This window comes from Pseudomonas flexibilis (assembly GCF_000806415.1).
GTDB classification, from domain to species: domain Bacteria; phylum Pseudomonadota; class Gammaproteobacteria; order Pseudomonadales; family Pseudomonadaceae; genus Serpens; species Serpens flexibilis.
On record NZ_JTAK01000002.1, the window covers coordinates 477,097 to 492,456 of the forward strand.

Annotated in this window: 18 protein-coding genes; 14 read left to right on the forward strand and 4 right to left on the reverse strand. The window is 58.0% G+C overall.

The window, feature by feature from the left end; translation table 11 throughout:
• Positions 1 to 581 precede the first annotated feature (581 nt).
• From PT85_RS06050 to PT85_RS06075, 10 genes are all read left to right on the forward strand, one after another.
• Positions 582 to 815: a hypothetical protein gene (locus tag PT85_RS06050; protein WP_039606180.1), complete on the forward strand. Its 234-nt coding sequence runs from the start codon at positions 582 to 584 to the stop codon at positions 813 to 815.
• Positions 816 to 946: 131 nt separating this feature from the next.
• Complete coding sequence (locus PT85_RS17980) at positions 947 to 1,588, forward strand: tetratricopeptide repeat protein (protein ID WP_139181988.1); 642 nt, start codon at positions 947 to 949, stop codon at positions 1,586 to 1,588.
• Between the two features lie 161 nt (positions 1,589 to 1,749).
• On the forward strand, positions 1,750 to 2,373 hold the full coding sequence (locus PT85_RS17485; protein ID WP_052237620.1) for a suppressor of fused domain protein: 624 nt from the start codon (positions 1,750 to 1,752) through the stop codon (positions 2,371 to 2,373).
• A gap of 137 nt (positions 2,374 to 2,510) precedes the next feature.
• Positions 2,511 to 4,262, forward strand: coding sequence for a hypothetical protein (locus tag PT85_RS06055; RefSeq protein WP_039606181.1), 1,752 nt, complete (start codon positions 2,511 to 2,513; stop codon positions 4,260 to 4,262).
• Between the two features lie 991 nt (positions 4,263 to 5,253).
• Entirely contained in the window at positions 5,254 to 5,493 is a 240-nt protein-coding gene (locus tag PT85_RS17985) for a hypothetical protein (RefSeq protein WP_139181987.1), read from the forward strand.
• A 9-nt stretch (positions 5,494 to 5,502) separates the two neighbouring features.
• Complete coding sequence (locus PT85_RS17990) at positions 5,503 to 5,943, forward strand: hypothetical protein (RefSeq protein ID WP_139181986.1); 441 nt, start codon at positions 5,503 to 5,505, stop codon at positions 5,941 to 5,943.
• A 641-nt stretch (positions 5,944 to 6,584) separates the two neighbouring features.
• Positions 6,585 to 6,899, forward strand: a complete 315-nt coding sequence (locus tag PT85_RS06060; protein ID WP_039606182.1) for a hypothetical protein — start codon at positions 6,585 to 6,587, stop codon at positions 6,897 to 6,899.
• 2 nt (positions 6,900 to 6,901) lie between these two features.
• A complete protein-coding gene (locus PT85_RS06065; RefSeq protein ID WP_052237621.1) occupies positions 6,902 to 7,438 on the forward strand; it encodes a DUF4256 domain-containing protein in 537 nt (178 codons plus the stop codon).
• A gap of 122 nt (positions 7,439 to 7,560) precedes the next feature.
• Positions 7,561 to 8,151 carry a class I SAM-dependent methyltransferase gene (locus PT85_RS06070; protein ID WP_039606184.1) on the forward strand — a complete coding sequence of 197 codons (591 nt, stop codon included), beginning with the start codon at positions 7,561 to 7,563 and terminating at the stop codon, positions 8,149 to 8,151.
• Between the two features lie 3 nt (positions 8,152 to 8,154).
• Positions 8,155 to 9,168 carry a pirin family protein gene (locus PT85_RS06075; protein ID WP_039606185.1) on the forward strand — a complete coding sequence of 338 codons (1,014 nt, stop codon included), beginning with the start codon at positions 8,155 to 8,157 and terminating at the stop codon, positions 9,166 to 9,168.
• Positions 9,169 to 9,376: 208 nt separating this feature from the next.
• Here PT85_RS06075 and PT85_RS06080 read toward each other — a convergent pair whose 3' ends face one another.
• Genes PT85_RS06080 through arsC form a run of 3 tightly spaced genes read right to left on the reverse strand, consistent with a single transcriptional unit; the run spans position 9,377 to position 10,735 of the window.
• A complete protein-coding gene (locus PT85_RS06080) occupies positions 9,377 to 9,787 on the reverse strand; it encodes a DUF2069 domain-containing protein (protein WP_027590432.1) in 411 nt (136 codons plus the stop codon).
• Complete coding sequence (wrbA, locus tag PT85_RS06085; protein WP_027590433.1) at positions 9,780 to 10,385, reverse strand: NAD(P)H:quinone oxidoreductase; 606 nt, start codon at positions 10,383 to 10,385, stop codon at positions 9,780 to 9,782. Before wrbA ends, PT85_RS06080 begins: the two co-directional genes overlap by 8 nt.
• On the reverse strand, positions 10,382 to 10,735 hold the full coding sequence (gene arsC / locus PT85_RS06090) for an arsenate reductase (glutaredoxin) (protein WP_027590434.1): 354 nt from the start codon (positions 10,733 to 10,735) through the stop codon (positions 10,382 to 10,384). Before arsC ends, wrbA begins: the two co-directional genes overlap by 4 nt.
• Before the next feature lie 101 nt (positions 10,736 to 10,836).
• On the opposite strand from arsC, the gene PT85_RS06095 reads away from it, so the two are divergent.
• Genes PT85_RS06095 through PT85_RS06105 form a run of 3 tightly spaced genes read left to right on the forward strand, consistent with a single transcriptional unit; the run spans position 10,837 to position 12,790 of the window.
• Positions 10,837 to 12,066, forward strand: a complete 1,230-nt coding sequence (locus tag PT85_RS06095; protein WP_039562814.1) for a YihY family inner membrane protein — start codon at positions 10,837 to 10,839, stop codon at positions 12,064 to 12,066.
• Positions 12,063 to 12,521: a TlpA family protein disulfide reductase gene (locus PT85_RS06100; protein ID WP_039606186.1), complete on the forward strand. Its 459-nt coding sequence runs from the start codon at positions 12,063 to 12,065 to the stop codon at positions 12,519 to 12,521. The genes PT85_RS06095 and PT85_RS06100 overlap by 4 nt, the downstream gene beginning before the upstream one ends.
• Positions 12,518 to 12,790 carry an acylphosphatase gene (locus PT85_RS06105; protein WP_039606187.1) on the forward strand — a complete coding sequence of 91 codons (273 nt, stop codon included), beginning with the start codon at positions 12,518 to 12,520 and terminating at the stop codon, positions 12,788 to 12,790. The genes PT85_RS06100 and PT85_RS06105 overlap by 4 nt, the downstream gene beginning before the upstream one ends.
• A 311-nt stretch (positions 12,791 to 13,101) precedes the next feature.
• On the opposite strand, the gene PT85_RS06110 is transcribed toward PT85_RS06105, so the two are convergent.
• Complete coding sequence (locus PT85_RS06110; protein ID WP_039606188.1) at positions 13,102 to 14,817, reverse strand: proline--tRNA ligase; 1,716 nt, start codon at positions 14,815 to 14,817, stop codon at positions 13,102 to 13,104.
• Positions 14,818 to 14,918: 101 nt separating this feature from the next.
• Between PT85_RS06110 and PT85_RS06115 the strand changes: the two genes are divergently transcribed.
• Complete coding sequence (locus tag PT85_RS06115; protein WP_027590439.1) at positions 14,919 to 15,326, forward strand: PaaI family thioesterase; 408 nt, start codon at positions 14,919 to 14,921, stop codon at positions 15,324 to 15,326.
• The last annotated feature ends 34 nt before the right edge of the window (positions 15,327 to 15,360 follow it).

Genomic DNA, 15,360 nt, shown 5'->3' on the forward strand with positions numbered 1-15,360 from the left:
TTAGCCAGTAGGGCATCCTGTGAGATCGGTAGAGACTCCGCTAGGAAGTTTAAAATTTCATGCAGTGGTACATGGCGAAGCGGAAATGCAGATACTGGATCTGCCATGTACTCTTCAGAACGGCATGACGCTTGAGCGGGTAGTTGCATGCGTGCTAGCTGTTAAGCCAAGCATCGATGGCGCTGACCTTGCGTTCTCAGCACAGCTTGATAATGACAGCCTGGCTGGATCTCCTGAGTCTGGCGAATGTCTCGACTGTGTATCGTGGGAGTCTTCGGGATGGGCTTTGTCGCTAGGAACTGAAGATGGCGATGCTCTTTCTCAAAGGCTTAATTGTCTGGATTTCGAATCAAGCGCATATCCAATATTATACTCCCAGTCGGGCCTTGAACTCCGCCTAGCGCGGCTGAAAAGAGGGAAAGCTTTGTCATTTCACTTCATAGTCGCATATAAGAGTCTCCCGGATGATCGGGAGTGTTCCACATGGTTTGCGGTCGATGTTCCGCATGAGGTGGCTAACAAGGCCATGCACGCGACAAGCGCGTGATGGCGGCGTTATGTGGGATCGCAGAGAAACGAGCATGGATGAATATTCCAAGATCGAAAAGTACATTGTAGCGAGTGATGTTGGTGCTGATAGGGATGGGATCGGAATAGAGATTTATTCTGACAACGAGATGCTTCTGGAGGTCTTTCGAGATGATACCAAAAAGACCAGAGAAGTAACCCTTTACAAAAAGGAACTCGATCTTGAGCTTGTAGAGCAAGCAATCGCATTATTCAAAAAGGAAATCCCGTGGGAATTTCAAGAATAACATCGGCTTGCAAGTCGCCACATAACAAAGCCCAGCAGTTTGCAGGCTTCGGCTGCCGGACTCGCTACGCTCGCCGCTGTGGGCGGCGTTATGATTTTTCGAACCGAGAACATCTATAAAAAGGAAGTAAATTGGACAAGAGAAATAAACGTTTATTTTCAGTCATTGTTTTTCTGTTTGTCGTTGGAGCTTTTATATGGCAGTTAAAGATAAGCGATAGACAAGCCAAATTAGGGGAAGTTGGGGCAAAAGAAGAAACAGGAAACGCCCTGTACATTGGGCAAATTGAAAAGCATTATTGCTCTAGAGAAAGCGCAGTCGAAGTTAATGGTATTTTGAAATATTTAGAGGCTGACTTTGCGTACGCCGAGGAGGTGCTCACTAGAATTATCTCACGCGATCGTGACTGTGTGCTTGCAATCCATACTCTTGGAACGGTTCACAGTTTCAAGAGAGAATATTCAAAAGCTCTTGATACTTATCAAAAAGCTCTTAATTTATCACCTGAGGCCGCTGTAATATACCAAAGTATCGGAACGGTTAATTTCAGGTCAGGGGAGCCAGAGCTAGCTATCAAAAATTTAAAAAAGGCTGTAGAGCTAGAACGTGGTATGTGGTCGGCTCACCGAGGTCTTGCGGTCATATATAAAATGCAAGGTAAGTATCAATTAGCTAAAAAGCATTATGTAAAAGTAATAGAGCTTAGCGACGACATGAATTACGTTGATGAAGTAAAAGAAACTGTGCGTCTGCTAGAGGAGAAAGGGTACTAGAATTGAATGGCTATCATAACAAAGCCATCTTGCCTCGCACTTGCTATGCAAGCGCTGGACAAATTTTCCATGGTCCTTTTTTTGTGGCTTAACGCTACGCTACCACAAAACGGCCCATTCCAAATTTGCCGCAAATGGCGGCGTTATGCGAAGGAGATAGCATGAGCTTCCTTGAAGAGTCTTGGGAAGATCGAGAAGAAAAAGCCTATAGAGAAATATTTGGTGATACTGGGCCCGGAATTTACCAACTTTCAAACGAAATATTTAGTCGGATGAATGCCAAAAGTGTGGACCCTCGATGGCTGACACATGGTGTGTTTATGTGTCCACCTTATGGCAATAGAAGCTCGTGGGCTTATGTAACTTCTGGCATGTCTAACCCGTGGGAAGCTGAAGAGCCTGCTGAATTCTCAGGTCTTGGTGTAGAGTTTCTTATGGAAACCGAAAATGAAGAAATTTGGGCAATTGAAGTTCTTCAAACATTAATGGTATACAACCTTTTGCTTGTGTCGGGGCAAATGGGAGAGTTTCCACCCCTGGATTATGGTCATAGGGTGCCTTTAGCCTTGTCTGATTCCATTAAGGCCATGATGTTTGTACACCCAGCTAAATTTCAAAGCACGTTCGCTATAAAGTCGGGCAAAGTCGATTTGTTGCAAGTGGTAGGCATCACTCCGGCAGAATTGGCCGCTGCGAAGCAATCTTCCTCTGATGAGCTTTCAAAGTTGATAATCAATGTCACCGGCGGGCTTATAACAAAAAAGGAACGAGCCAGTGTTCTGTAAATCGCATAACAAGGCGCTGTACTCGGACCAAACTACGCGCGGCAAGCTTGTGGTTTGCTACGCAAACTTTACCACAAGCTTGCCGCACGCAGTTTGGCCGGTAAGCTGAGCGTTATGCCTACGGAGGCTAATCTCAGATGGATCAAGATTGGATTCTTCAAAAGAAGGAGACCCGTCGTACATTTTCTAAATCGACTTGGGTACCTTTGCGAGCTTCTGTAGAGAACGAGAACGGTAACGTTAAAAACATAGGTTACAGCAACGAGTTCTTTGGATGTGGGTCCGTTGCTTTCTCTCCAGAAAACCGTGAAATAGCTGAGGAATTAAGCTGGGGGGACATCGGGCTTAGCAGCACAATTGGCCCTTATGCATACGAGGATGGCTTCTACTCGACTATTGATGAGTATCAATATAACGATAAAGAACCGATAGGCGTTCACTTGGTCCTAGAGTTGCCTTTACCAGTTGTCGGGGGAAGGCAATGGATATTGAATCCGGACCTTGTTGCAGCCCTTCGCCTTATTAAAGAAGGAGATAGTTGGGTTAGGCCTGAGGAGAATTTTGTAGTTGTCGCTCGTGAGATTCTCGATGAGAACGGTGAGCAGCGCCTCATAGAAATCAAGAGAGAATACTTACTTGATTACTTGGCAGCTAGGAACCTAGCGTTACGGCTCTCTTACTACCGTCAAAGAGTGGAAAATGTAACCTCTCTTGAAACTAGCGGCTATGCAGGTCTAGAAGGCCATCAAGAAGAGCGAGATGGTGGTCGATATGAGCTACTGATTCGCGACATCAACGACGTTTTTGGCGGAAGCTGGGCGATGTTCCGCGCTTGGCGAACCGACGTAGATGAAGACGAAGATGCACCCGTAATGGGGCCAGAAACCAACGAAAATACTGATTATGAAAGTTCCCAAGGACACCAAGGTGGCTATGAAGGTGTTCGAGTGGAGGGGGAGTTCTGGCGGGACGAATGGATAGATCACCAAGGGACTAGCACTCGTGTAAGAGGGGATGCAGATAACAACCTACCTCAGTTCATAGTGGAGACTGATGGTACTCGTTTGCCGTCTGCTGAATTAAATAGTGAACATATTGGAAGATGGCTTTGGTTTCGGTCCAGTATTGTTAATGAGCTTCTTGAGCTACGTGGATTTTCGCTCGGGTGGTATACAGCAGAAACTGGCAGTATCAAATCGACTTCCGGGTATTCGATTCACTTTGGGATAAACTCTTCAGATTTAATCACCATCTATGCTTATGACATTGCTCGCCTTCCTGCATGGGAGCAGCATATTTGGGCGGCACAAAATGTCGTTCCAGATGGGAAGGTATCAAGTGAGCTGTTGGACTCACAAGTGAAAGCTCGACCGGCATCTACGCATGCTGTGGAGGAGCTTCTTTTGGAAGTGCTAGATATGCTTGAAAACGGCTTTCGTGAATCCTTTGGCGTTCCGCTTTTCACACATGAAATTAACCGTTTAGACGCTATGAAGCACATCTCTCGTTTCGCCAGCAAGGATCAGGCATCTCTTCTACGGTTGGCAAAAGAACTCGTTCGTATTTTTTCTGATAGGTTGGATGTGCGCGAGCTTCGTAAACTTTCAACGCATTCGAACAAGGATAAATTGGGTTCAAATAAACTCCTTGAGGATGTGCTGGCTCAAAAAGTAGGGCCCGAAAAAGCTCGTAAAGTGTTTGGCCCAATTGCGGGGGTTTACGATATGCGAGTAGGTGATGCACATCCTACCAGTTCGAAGATCGGGGATGCATTAAAGCTCGCGGGGATTGACGACAGCAACTCATATTTACGGCAAGGAGAACAGTTAATATCCAATTTTGGCCAATCAATTTGGTGGATTGGAAAGTTACTGTTCGGAAAGCCGTAAATTGAAATACGCAGGACGTTGGCATAACAAGGCGCTGCTGTCGGACAAATTTTCCGCTGCGCTCCAAATTTGCCGCGGAGCGCGGCGTTATGCATCCTAGGAGATATTGGTGTACAACACAAATGCTATAGCCTTTGGCTCTGTGGTCTTTCTGTCGCCGTGCCGATAGTTATTTTGCTTTCGCTTTGGGTATGGCCAAAGTGAAATTTATATCGAATGGAGATGCAGGGTAGAGTAGCATTAAAAGAATCCGAATGGCTGCCCATTTATATATATAGTTTATAGCCTTTAATAAAATATGACTTTTTTTCTTAAGATTATTGCATTTTCCTTTTGGTCGGCCACGTGCTTTGGCTGTGCTTTTTTTGGGGCGGGATTAGTTGCTCCGCTGCTTTTGAGTTTGATTAGGGGTGACGATTTATTTTTGAATTTTGATTTTAATTTGTTTGCGGTTGGCTTTGTGTTTGGTGGCGCTTTGGGCCTGGGTCTGTATCTTTTAAATATGTTTCGCAGTCGAGGGCCATAAATTCGTTGCCTCTAAAAAGGAAGGAATTGTATTTAGTCTGTTGACTTTTTTAGGCCCGGCGTAGAGCCAAGAAACAAAAAGGGCCAAATTTATTTTCAGCGAAGTACATTTGTCCCACTTTTCCTTAGTGTGTTGCGCCGGTGTTGTTAAATAGTCCGAGCGTATCTGTTTTGCCTAACAAGGCATTCAAGAACGCTCGTATCACTCGCTGGGGCGCCCGCAAGCGGGCGCCCCTTAATTTCGCGTTAGGGCAAAAGATGCTGTGTAACTGCGCCAACCTACCCAGCTGCGTTAGTTATGGTGGGTCAGAAGAAGAATTTTGCAGCGGTTTTAAACTGGTCTCGGAGCGTGAATGGTTGCGCCTATATCAGTGCTGCGGCTGCAATAAATACTGGCAGCTCGATGTAGATGGTCGCTCCGACTTTGCTATAAAAGTCTCGCAGCCTGAAATGTGGGGATCGTTTGATGATCGTCCGTACCGAAGAGAGTTCTTCATTAAATTTCATGGTGGTGAAGGCACGGGAAAATGTTCTTGGGCTAGGTGTAATCGGTCTGCATTGCAAAACATGGCCATTTGCGTGGACCACGCCTACCCAGAATTTTCATGTACTGATGAGCAACCCTAACATGGCGCTCAACTGTGCTCCCTTCGGTCGCTGGGCGCTGCGCGATAAAGCTGCGCAGCGCCGGTTAGCTTTACGTTAGGTACGCTTCATGATGACACCAGTTGATCCTGACGAGTACATGGGCAGCGATGTTATTGCTGCACTGCAAAAACTTAGGCCGTTTGTCGATTTGATTGAGTACCACAAAATAGAAGATGATGAGTTTCTAAAGCTGCCTGAGTTAGGCATTAGCTTTCACGCTAGAAGAAACTCAAAATTATCAGACGTCCGGATCTACTTGGTTGGGCGTGATGAGTTTTATGCTGCTAAAGATTCGATCGTAAATAAGTATTTTATATCAAGAAAGATTGATGATGCAGTCGTAGAGCTAGGAGAGGTTTATCGAGATATACCAAGTATAAAAATTCCTGGTGCGCGCCAAACGCTGCCGGGTAGGGCGTTTGTCAAAAACGGATGTGCCCTGACACTTTATTATGATGAACATGGTGAAATAGTGAGTGTAGTGGTGCGTCCGCATGTTAGCTCTTGAATCCCTAACAATACGCTTAACACCGTTCGCGCCGCTCACTGGACTCGAAAAAGCTACGCTTTTGCTCGCCTGTTAGCTAATCGTTAGGCCTACATTGCTTGGGGGTTGGGCATGGCCGTCAAAGAGCTTCCTGCTCCATATCCGGTCCTGGAAACTCGAGAAATTGGAAGTCTAGTCGTGGTCGTTTATGACTACATGTCGTTTCCAGAGGGTGAGCCGGCTAGGAATCTATTCGCCTATTCAGCTAAAACTGGTGTAGAAGTTTGGCGGGCTGATGACATCGGTCTCGGACAGACTGATGCTTATACAAATATAATCTCGGAAACTCCCCTAATCGTGGGGAATTTTGCTGGATACAGTTGCTGGGTTGATTTGGCTACTGGTACGGTCGTTAGCAAAGTCTTCACAAAATAAGGCCTAACCATTCATTCAAGCCGACCCGCTAAAGCGGTCGGCTTAATTCAGCGTTGAGGCTGTAGAAAAACCTGCTACCAGCCACTTTACCCACTGATACGCTGCGAATTTCAAATCGCAGGGGGGCGCAAGATGCTCGCCTCGAGCACCGTTGAGCTGGATTCCTGTGAAAAACCCCTTGCGCCACTGTCCCACCCACTACCGTTTGACTTCGACAAAGCACGACGATGAAGGAATCTGACTGGAAGCTGTTCCAAGCGCTGAAACCCACCCTGCTCAACCGACTGTGTGAGCGAGCTCTTCAAGAGTGTGTTGAGGCTATGGCTGATGAGACGCAGTCGGCACATGAGCGTTTTCTCAAGGTTTTTTACCTGATCAATGAAAGAAACGAGGATGTCGCGGTCTGTTTCGACGATCCCCGGCGCTCGAACCTGTTCTTCAAACTGGTCGAGCTTAAGGTGCGCGACTTACTTGAGCCGGATGAGCTGGCTCGGTTCAGTGAAGAGGCGCAGGCGCTGCTGAACCCCCAGCCGGGCCGATAGCCATGAACGACGCCTCTCTGCTCCAGATTCTCAAAGCCCGTTTCGACAAGCACCCTGAGCGCCACGCGGCCATCGGCTGGTCCGAGGTTCAGGCCAGGCTGGAACGGGCCCCGGAGGCGCTTGCTGCCCTGCGCGCCATGGAGGAGACGGCTGGCGAGCCGGATGTGGTCGGGCGCGATGACGATTCCGGTCAGATTCTCTTTTGCGACTGCTGCGCGGAAAGCCCGCCTGGCCGCCGCAGCCTCTGTTACGACCAGGCCGCCCTTGACGCTCGCAAGGCCAACAAGCCGCAGGGCAGCGCGCTTGAAATGGCCGCTGCCATGGGCGTGAGCCTGCTGACCGAAGCGCAATACCGGGCGCTCCAGGAACTGGGCGAGTTCGATCTGAAAACCTCCAGCTGGATACAGACGCCAGCGGAGGTGCGTGCGCTCGGCGGGGCGCTCTTCGCAGACCGCCGCTACGGCCGAACCTTTGTCTACCACAATGGCGCGCAGTCGTATTACGCCGCCCGCGGCTTTCGCGCCGTGCTGCGGGTTTGACCCGTTCGTGCCGGTGCTTCTGGTCTTAACCTGATGCGTCTGAGGGCGCCATGTTCCGGTTGACCCCGACACCGCTGGAATGGTTGCCTGCGCAGCATTGCAACCGCTGTTGGAGAAAGGTCATGTGGGATGAACGTTACGCCGCCGAGGAATACGCCTACGGCACGGAGCCCAATCAGTATCTGGCCGAGCACTATCAGGCGATTCCGAAGGGCCGGGTGCTGAGCCTGGCCGAGGGCGAAGGGCGCAACGCGGTGTTCCTGGCGCGGCAGGGCTATGCCGTGACCGCGGTGGACGGCTCGGCGGTCGGCCTGCGCAAGGCCGAGAAGCTCGCTCTGGAGCACGGCGTGGAGATCGAGCTGGTACATGCCGACCTGCTCGACTACGAGATCGGCGAGAACTGCTGGGACGGCATCGTTTCCATCTTCTGCCCGCTGCCGGCCGGCCCGCGGGCGGCGTTGCATCGCAAGGTGGTGGCCGGACTCAAGCCTGGCGGCGTGTTCCTGCTGGAAGCCTACACGCCCGAGCAGCTCCGTTATGGCACCGGGGGCGGCCCGTCGCCGGAAACCAAGACCAGCCGGGAATCGCTGATTGAGGATCTGCGCGGACTGACCTTCACCCATCTGGCCGAACTGGAGCGCGAGGTGGTGGAAGGCATCTACCACACCGGTCTGGGTGCGGTGGTGCAGGCCATCGCGGTCAAGGAGCGCTGAGCCATGAGCAGCACCGATCTGATCCTCGGCGCCCAGCCATTGGGACCGCAGATGCCCGGCATCGATCCGTTCATCTTCGCCGCCTATCACCAGGACCATTACCCCAAGGGCAACGGCCGCCTGGGGCCGGATGCCGCGCTGTTGCGCGGGCGCGACATCGGCATGGATTTCAGCGGCCGGGACGGCTGGAGCATGTACCACGGCGAGGAGATTCCGGGCTTTCCGGCGCACCCGCACCGTGGCTTCGAAACCGTGACTATCGTGCGCCAGGGACTGGTGGACCATGCCGATTCGCTGGGTGCCACGGCGCGCTACGGCGAGGGCGACGTGCAGTGGCTGACCACCGGCAGCGGCGTGCAGCACGGCGAGATGTTCCCGCTGGTGCACGAGGACCAGGGCAACACCCTGGACCTGTTCCAGATCTGGCTGAACCTGCCGGCCAAGAACAAGCTGGCGCCGCCGGATTTCACCATGTTCTGGGCGCACACCATTCCGCGCGTGACGCTGCCCGGTTCCGAGGTGGAGGTGATCGCCGGGAACTATGGCGCGGTACGCGCGTTGCCGCCGCCGCGGGCGTCCTGGGCCAGCGAGGCGGATGCCGATGTGGCCATCTGGATCGTGCGCATCGAACCAGGCGCGAGCGTCACGCTGTCGGCGGCCTCGGATCGGGCGCGGCGGGCCATCTACCTGACTACCGGGCGCTCCTTCGTGGTGGGCGGTCAGCACTTCGACCGGCGCGTGATGGTGGAGGTACGCGCCAACCAGCCGGCGCCCTTGCACAACGACAGTGCCGAGGTGATCGAGCTGCTGGTGCTGCAGGGCAAGCCGATCGGCGAACCGGTGGCCGCGCGCGGCCCGTTCGTGATGAACACCCAGGAAGAGCTGGTGCAGACCATCCGCGACTACCAGCGCACCGAGTTCGGCGGCTGGCCGTGGCCGAGCCGCGAGCATACGCATGGCACGTCGGGGCGTTTTGCGCAGCATCCGGGTGGGCGGGTGGAAAGGCCGGAGGTTTAAGTGGCTATGGGGGGACGACGGTGTGCCTGTCCGCCACCGCGCCGGTCTGGCGCCGCTTGTGCGGCGCATGGTGGATCGGTGAAGCGTGATCCACCCTACGATTGCCTCAGCGCCGTACCGCGACGTAGGGTGGACAACGTTTTCTTGTCCACCATCGCGGCGCGCTTGGTGGATCGGTGAACGCGCGATCCACCCTACGATTGTGCGCTCAGCTTTCCCCGGCCAGCTTGCGATCCAGCTGGAACTTCCAGCGCGTGTACATCAGCGCGCTGCAGAACAGCACCAGGCTGATGAGCGCTTCGGCCCAGCCGTACAGGGCACGCGCCGGGTCGAAGGCGGCCAGCACGCCCTGGATGAAGTAGATGTTCACCACGAAGCACAGCCAGGCATGGCCGCGTGCGTGGCCGAGCAGCACGCTGGGGGCGAGGATCAGCAGCGGCACCAGCACGATGCTCAGCACCACCCAGGTGCGTGCGCCGTGCAGGTCGGCGAAGACGCCGTTCCAGACGCCGATCAGCAGCAGCAGCGCCAGGTAGCCGATCAGGCTGACCCAGCGGGTGAAGCGCACGCGCGGTTGTAGCCATTCCATGGCCGGCAGCGGTTTCTTTTGCTTAGCCACGGCGCTCTCCCAGTTGGCCGGCGGTCTGCGCCAGGCGCAGGCCGAGGGCGCGGCACAGGGCGATTTCATGCTCGTCCAGCGGACGCTTGCCGTCGGCGCCGGCGTGGTGGCTGGCGCCATACGGCGTGCCGCCGCCACGGGTCTCGATCAGCGCCGCTTCGCTGTACGGCAGGCCGCAGATCAGCATGCCGTGGTGCAGCAGCGGCAGCATCATCGACAGCAGGGTGCTTTCCTGTCCGCCGTGCAGGCTGGCGGTGGAGGTGAACACCGCCGCCGGCTTGCCGACCAGCGCGCCGGTCAGCCACAGGCTGTTGGTGCCGTCGAGGAAGTACTTCATCGCGGCGGCCATGTTGCCGTAGCGGGTCGGGCTGCCGAGCACCAGGCCGGCGCAGTGCTTCAGGTCGTCGAGGGTGGCGTACAGCGCGCCCTCGGCGGGAATCTCCGGGGCCACGGCTTCGCACTCGGTGGACACCGCCGGCACGGTGCGCAGGCGCGCTTCGAAACCGGCTTGCTCAATGCCGCGGGCGATGTGCCGGGCCATCTCGGCGGTGGCGCCGTGGCGGCTGTAATACAGCACCAGGATGTAGGGTGAACTCACGGCAGGATCTCCAGCACTTTCTCGGGCGGACGGCCGACCACGGCCTTGTCGCCGACCACCAGGATCGGGCGCTCGATCAGCCGCGGGTGGGCGACCATGGCCTCGATCAGTTGGTCCTCGCTCAGGGCGGCGTCGGCCAGGCCGAGGGTCTGGTACTCCTCTTCGCCGCTGCGCAGCAGTTGGCGGGCGCTCAGGCCGAGCTTGCCGAGCAGGGTACGCAGGTCGGCGGCGCTGGGCGGGGTTTCCAGGTAACGCACCACGGTGGGGGCCAGGCCGCGGGCTTCGAGCAGTTCCAGCGCGCCGCGCGATTTGGAGCAACGCGGGTTGTGGTAGAGGGTCAATTCACTCATGGCAGGTCGCTTCCGACGTAAGGTGGCGGGTATTCTACCCGCCCGGGTTGGCGGAGGCGCGAGGCCTTTCGCGACGCCGGTGGATTCGGCAAGGAGACGGCATGCGGCAGTGGCTGGCCAATGTGGTGGAGTTCTGGAGCTTCCTGTTCCGCCGCTTCCTCGATGACCGTGGCCTGGACAGCGCCGCGTCGCTCACCTACACCACGCTGTTCGCGGTGGTGCCGACCATGACGGTGACCTTCTCGGTGATCTCGATGGTGCCGGCGTTCCGCGAGCTGGGCGGCGAGCTGCAGAGCTTCATCTTTCGCAACTTCGTGCCCTCCACCGGGGCGACGCTGCTTTCCTACCTGCAGGCGTTCAGCGAACAGGCGCGCCAGCTGACCTGGCTGGGCGTGCTGTTCCTGGTGGTCACCGCGCTGATGATGATGCTGACCATCGAACAGGCCTTCAACACCATCTGGCGGGTGCGCCAGCCGCGCCGGGGGGTGAGCAGCTTCCTGATCTACTGGGCGATCCTCAGTCTTGGTCCGCTGCTCCTGGGCGCGGGCTTCGCCATCAGCACCTACGTGGCCTCGCTGTCGCTGCTGGCGGGGCCGGATGCGCTGTTCGACGTCACCTGGCTGATTCGGATCGCGCCGCTGCTGCTGGAGGTTGCCGCGTTCACGCTGCTCTACGCGGTGGTGCCCAATACCCGCGTGCCGGTGCGCCATGCCTTGCTCGGCGGCCTGTTCAGCGCGCTGCTGGTGGAAGCGGCGAAGAAGCTGTTCAGCCTGTATGTCAGCGCCTTCCCGGCCTACCAGCTGATCTACGGCGCGTTCGCCACCGTGCCGCTGTTCCTGCTGTGGATCTACGTATGCTGGCTGATCGTGCTGCTCGGCGCGGAGCTGGCCTGCAATCTCTCATCGACCCGTGCCTGGCGCACGCGTCCCTTGCCTCGTCTGCTGGCGCTGCTGGGTGTGTTGCGGATCTTTCAGGATCGCCAGCGCACCGGCGCGACGCTGCGCCATGCGCAGCTGCGGCGCGAGGGCTGGCCGCTGCCGGAGGAGGAGTGGCACGAGATTCTCGGCTTCCTGCAGCGCGAGCACCTGGTATGCCGTACGGCCGGCAACGCCTGGGTGCTGTGTCGCGACCTGAATGCCTACCCGCTGGATCGCCTGCTGGCGCGCAGTCCCTGGGTACTGCCGGCATTGCAGAGCCTGCCGGAGGAGCTGCCGGAGGGCTGGTATCCGGCGTTGCGCGAAGGGCTGGCGGAGCTGGAGCAGGCGCGCGAGGACATTTTTCACGGCAACCTGGGTGACTGGCTGAGCGCCGGTCGCGAGGAAAGAACATGAACGGATGGAAGCGATGGGCGCTGGCGCTGTGCGTGGCGCTGGCCGGCTGCGGTGCGGCCGATCTGGGGACCGACCAGCATGGCCAGACGGTGACGCCCGAGAGCCTGCAGGGCCAGTGGCTGGTGATCAACTACTGGGCCGAATGGTGTGCACCGTGCCGCAAGGAGATCCCCGAGCTGAATGCCCTGCCGCAGCGGATCGACAAGGTGCGCGTGCTGGGCGTCAATTTCGACGGCCTGCAGGGCGAGGCACTGCTGCGGGCGGCCGAGGGCATGGGTATCGACTTCACCGTGCTGGCCGACAATCCGGCCGAGCATTTCGGCCTGGAGCCCAGTGGCGTGCTGCCGGTGACCTATCTGGTGGACGAGCGTGGCAAGGTGCGCGCGCGGCTGCTCGGCGAACAGACCGCCGACGGCCTGGTGGCAAGGCTGCAGGCGCTGCGGGAGGGCTCATGAGCATTGCCTTGCAGGCATGGGTGAGCGGCCGGGTGCAGGGCGTGTGGTTCCGCCAGGGCACCGCCGAGCAGGCGGCGACGCTGGGTGTGCACGGCTGGGTGCGCAACCTGCCGGACGGGCGGGTCGAAGCCTGGCTGGAAGGGGAGGAACTGGCGGTACGCGGCCTGGCGCGCTGGCTGGAGCAGGGGCCGCCGAAGGCGGCAGTCACCGGCGTGCAGGTGCAGGAACAGGCGCCGCAGGGATATACGGATTTCGAAGTCCGGCGCTGAAGCAACCGTAGGATGGATCGCGCTTCATCGATCCACCAAGCGCCGCCGCCAGGCGCGGCCGGCCAGGCGCGCCGTACCGGCGCGATGGTGGACAAGGAAGGCGTTGTCCACCCTACGGATCGAGGTACGGCGCCGAGGCAATCGTAGGGTGGATCACGCTTCACCGATCCACCGCGCGTGCCGCAAGGCGCGCTGTGCCGGCGAGTTGGTGACCAAGGACAGCGTTGTCCACCCTACGGGTCGAGGCCAGCGGTGAGGCAACGTAGGGTGGATCGCGCTTCACCGATCCACCAAACGTGCCGCCCCCGGCGTCAGCCGCCGATGCGCTGCTTGAGGAACTCCAGGATGCCGTCAAGGGCGACGTTCTGGCTTTCGCTATCGCGGCGGCCCTTGTACTCCAGGGTGCCTTCGCCCAGGCCGCGGTCGCTGACCACGATGCGGTGCGGGATGCCGATCAGCTCCATGTCGGCAAACTTCACGCCGGGGCTGGTCTTCTTGTCGCGGTCGTCCAGCAGCACTTCGTAGCCGGCGGCGGTGAGCTGTGCGTACAGCGCATCGGTGGCCTGCTTGACGCTCTCGTTCTCGTACTTCATCGGCACGATGGCGATCTGGAAGGGCGCCAGGGCGTCCGGCCAGAGGATGCCGCGCTCGTCATAGTTCTGCTCGATGGCGGCGGCCACCACGCGGGACACGCCGATGCCGTAGCAGCCCATGATCAGGGTGACCGGCTTGCCGTTCTCGCCCAGCACATTCAGGTTCATGGCCTGGCTGTACTTGGTGCCGAGCTGGAAGATGTGGCCCACTTCGATGCCGCGCTTGATCACCAGGGTGCCCTTGCCGTCCGGGCTCGGGTCGCCTTCCACCACGTTGCGCAGGTCGGCCACTTCGGGCAGCGGCAGGTCACGCTCCCAGTTGATGCCGAAGTAGTGCTTGTCGTCGACGTTGGCGCCGGCGCCGAAGTCGCTCATCAGCGCCACGGAGCGGTCGATGATGCAGGGGATTGGCAGGTTGACCGGGCCCAGCGAACCCGGGCCGGCGCCGATGGCGGCGCGGATCTCGGCTTCGGAGGCGAACACCAGCGGGCTGGCGACCCGTTCGTGGTTGGCGGCCTTGATCTCGTTCAGCTCGTGGTCGCCGCGCACGATCAGGGCGATCAGCTTGCCTTCCTCGGCGGCATGCACCACCAGGGTCTTGACGGTCTTCTCGACGGCCAGGTTGTAGCGCTCGACCAGCTCGGCGATGGTCTTGGCATCCGGAGTGTCCACCAGGCGCAGGGCTTCGCTGGCGGCGCCGCGTGCCTTCTCGCGCGGAATGGCCTCGGCCTTCTCGATGTTGGCGGCGTAGTCGGAGCTGTCGCTGAAGGCGATATCGTCTTCACCGGACTCGGCCAGCACGTGGAATTCGTGGGAGCCGGTGCCGCCGATGGAGCCGGTGTCGGCCTGCACCGGACGGAAGTTCAGGCCCAGGCGGGTGAACACGTTGCAGTACGCCTGGTGCATGCGGTCGTAGGTTTCCTGCAGCGACTCCTGGCTCAGGTGGAAGGAGTAAGCGTCCTTCATGATGAACTCGCGGCCGCGCATCAGACCGAACCGCGGGCGGATCTCGTCGCGGAACTTGGTCTGGATCTGGAAGAAGTTGATCGGCAGCTGCTTGTAGCTGTTCAGCTCGTTGCGGGCCAGGTCGGTGATGACTTCCTCGTGGGTCGGGCCGACGCAGAAGTCGCGCTGGTGACGATCCTTCAGGCGCAGCAGCTCGGGGCCGTACTGCTCCCAGCGGCCGGACTCCTGCCACAGCTCGGCGGGCTGGATGGCCGGCATCAGCACTTCCAGGGCGCCCGCCTTGACCATTTCGTCGCGCACGATGGCTTCGGCCTTGCGCAGGGCGCGCAGGCCCATCGGCAGCCAGGTGTACAGGCCGGAGGCAAGCTTGCGGATCATCCCGGCGCGCAGCAGCAGTTGGTGGCTGATCACCACGGCATCCGACGGGGTTTCTTTCAGGGTCGAGAGGAGATACTGACTGGTACGCATGTTGGCCGTTTCGTCCGTTGCGGGAGCGGAATAGAGCCCGGCATTGTACGGCCACGCCAACAAGGCGTACAGGCACAAACCGGGGAGGGAACATGGCGAATCTGAGCGCACACGAGGTGCAGGCACTGATCCGCGCAGGCGTGCCGATGGCCGAGGACATCGACCTGCGTATCGAACGGGTCGATGGTGAGCGGGCGCTGGCAAGGGTGCCGTTCAATGGGCGATTGGTGCGGCCGGGCGGCACGTTGTCGGGTCCGGTGCAAATGGCGCTGGCCGATACGGCCATGTATGCCGTGGTGCTGGGGGCCTTGGGCCGGGTGGAGATGGCGGTCACCAGTCACTTGAACATCAATTTCCTGGCCAAACCCGCGCCAGTCGATCTGCTGGCCGAGGCGCGCATCCTGCGCCTGGGCCGACGCCAGGCGGTCTGTGAGGTTTCCCTGTTCTGCGCGGGGCAGGAGGATGTGCTGGTGGCCCATGTCACCGGGACCTACGCGTTGCCGGGGTGAGGTGGGGCTTTGGTAGCGCACTAGGCCCGATTGG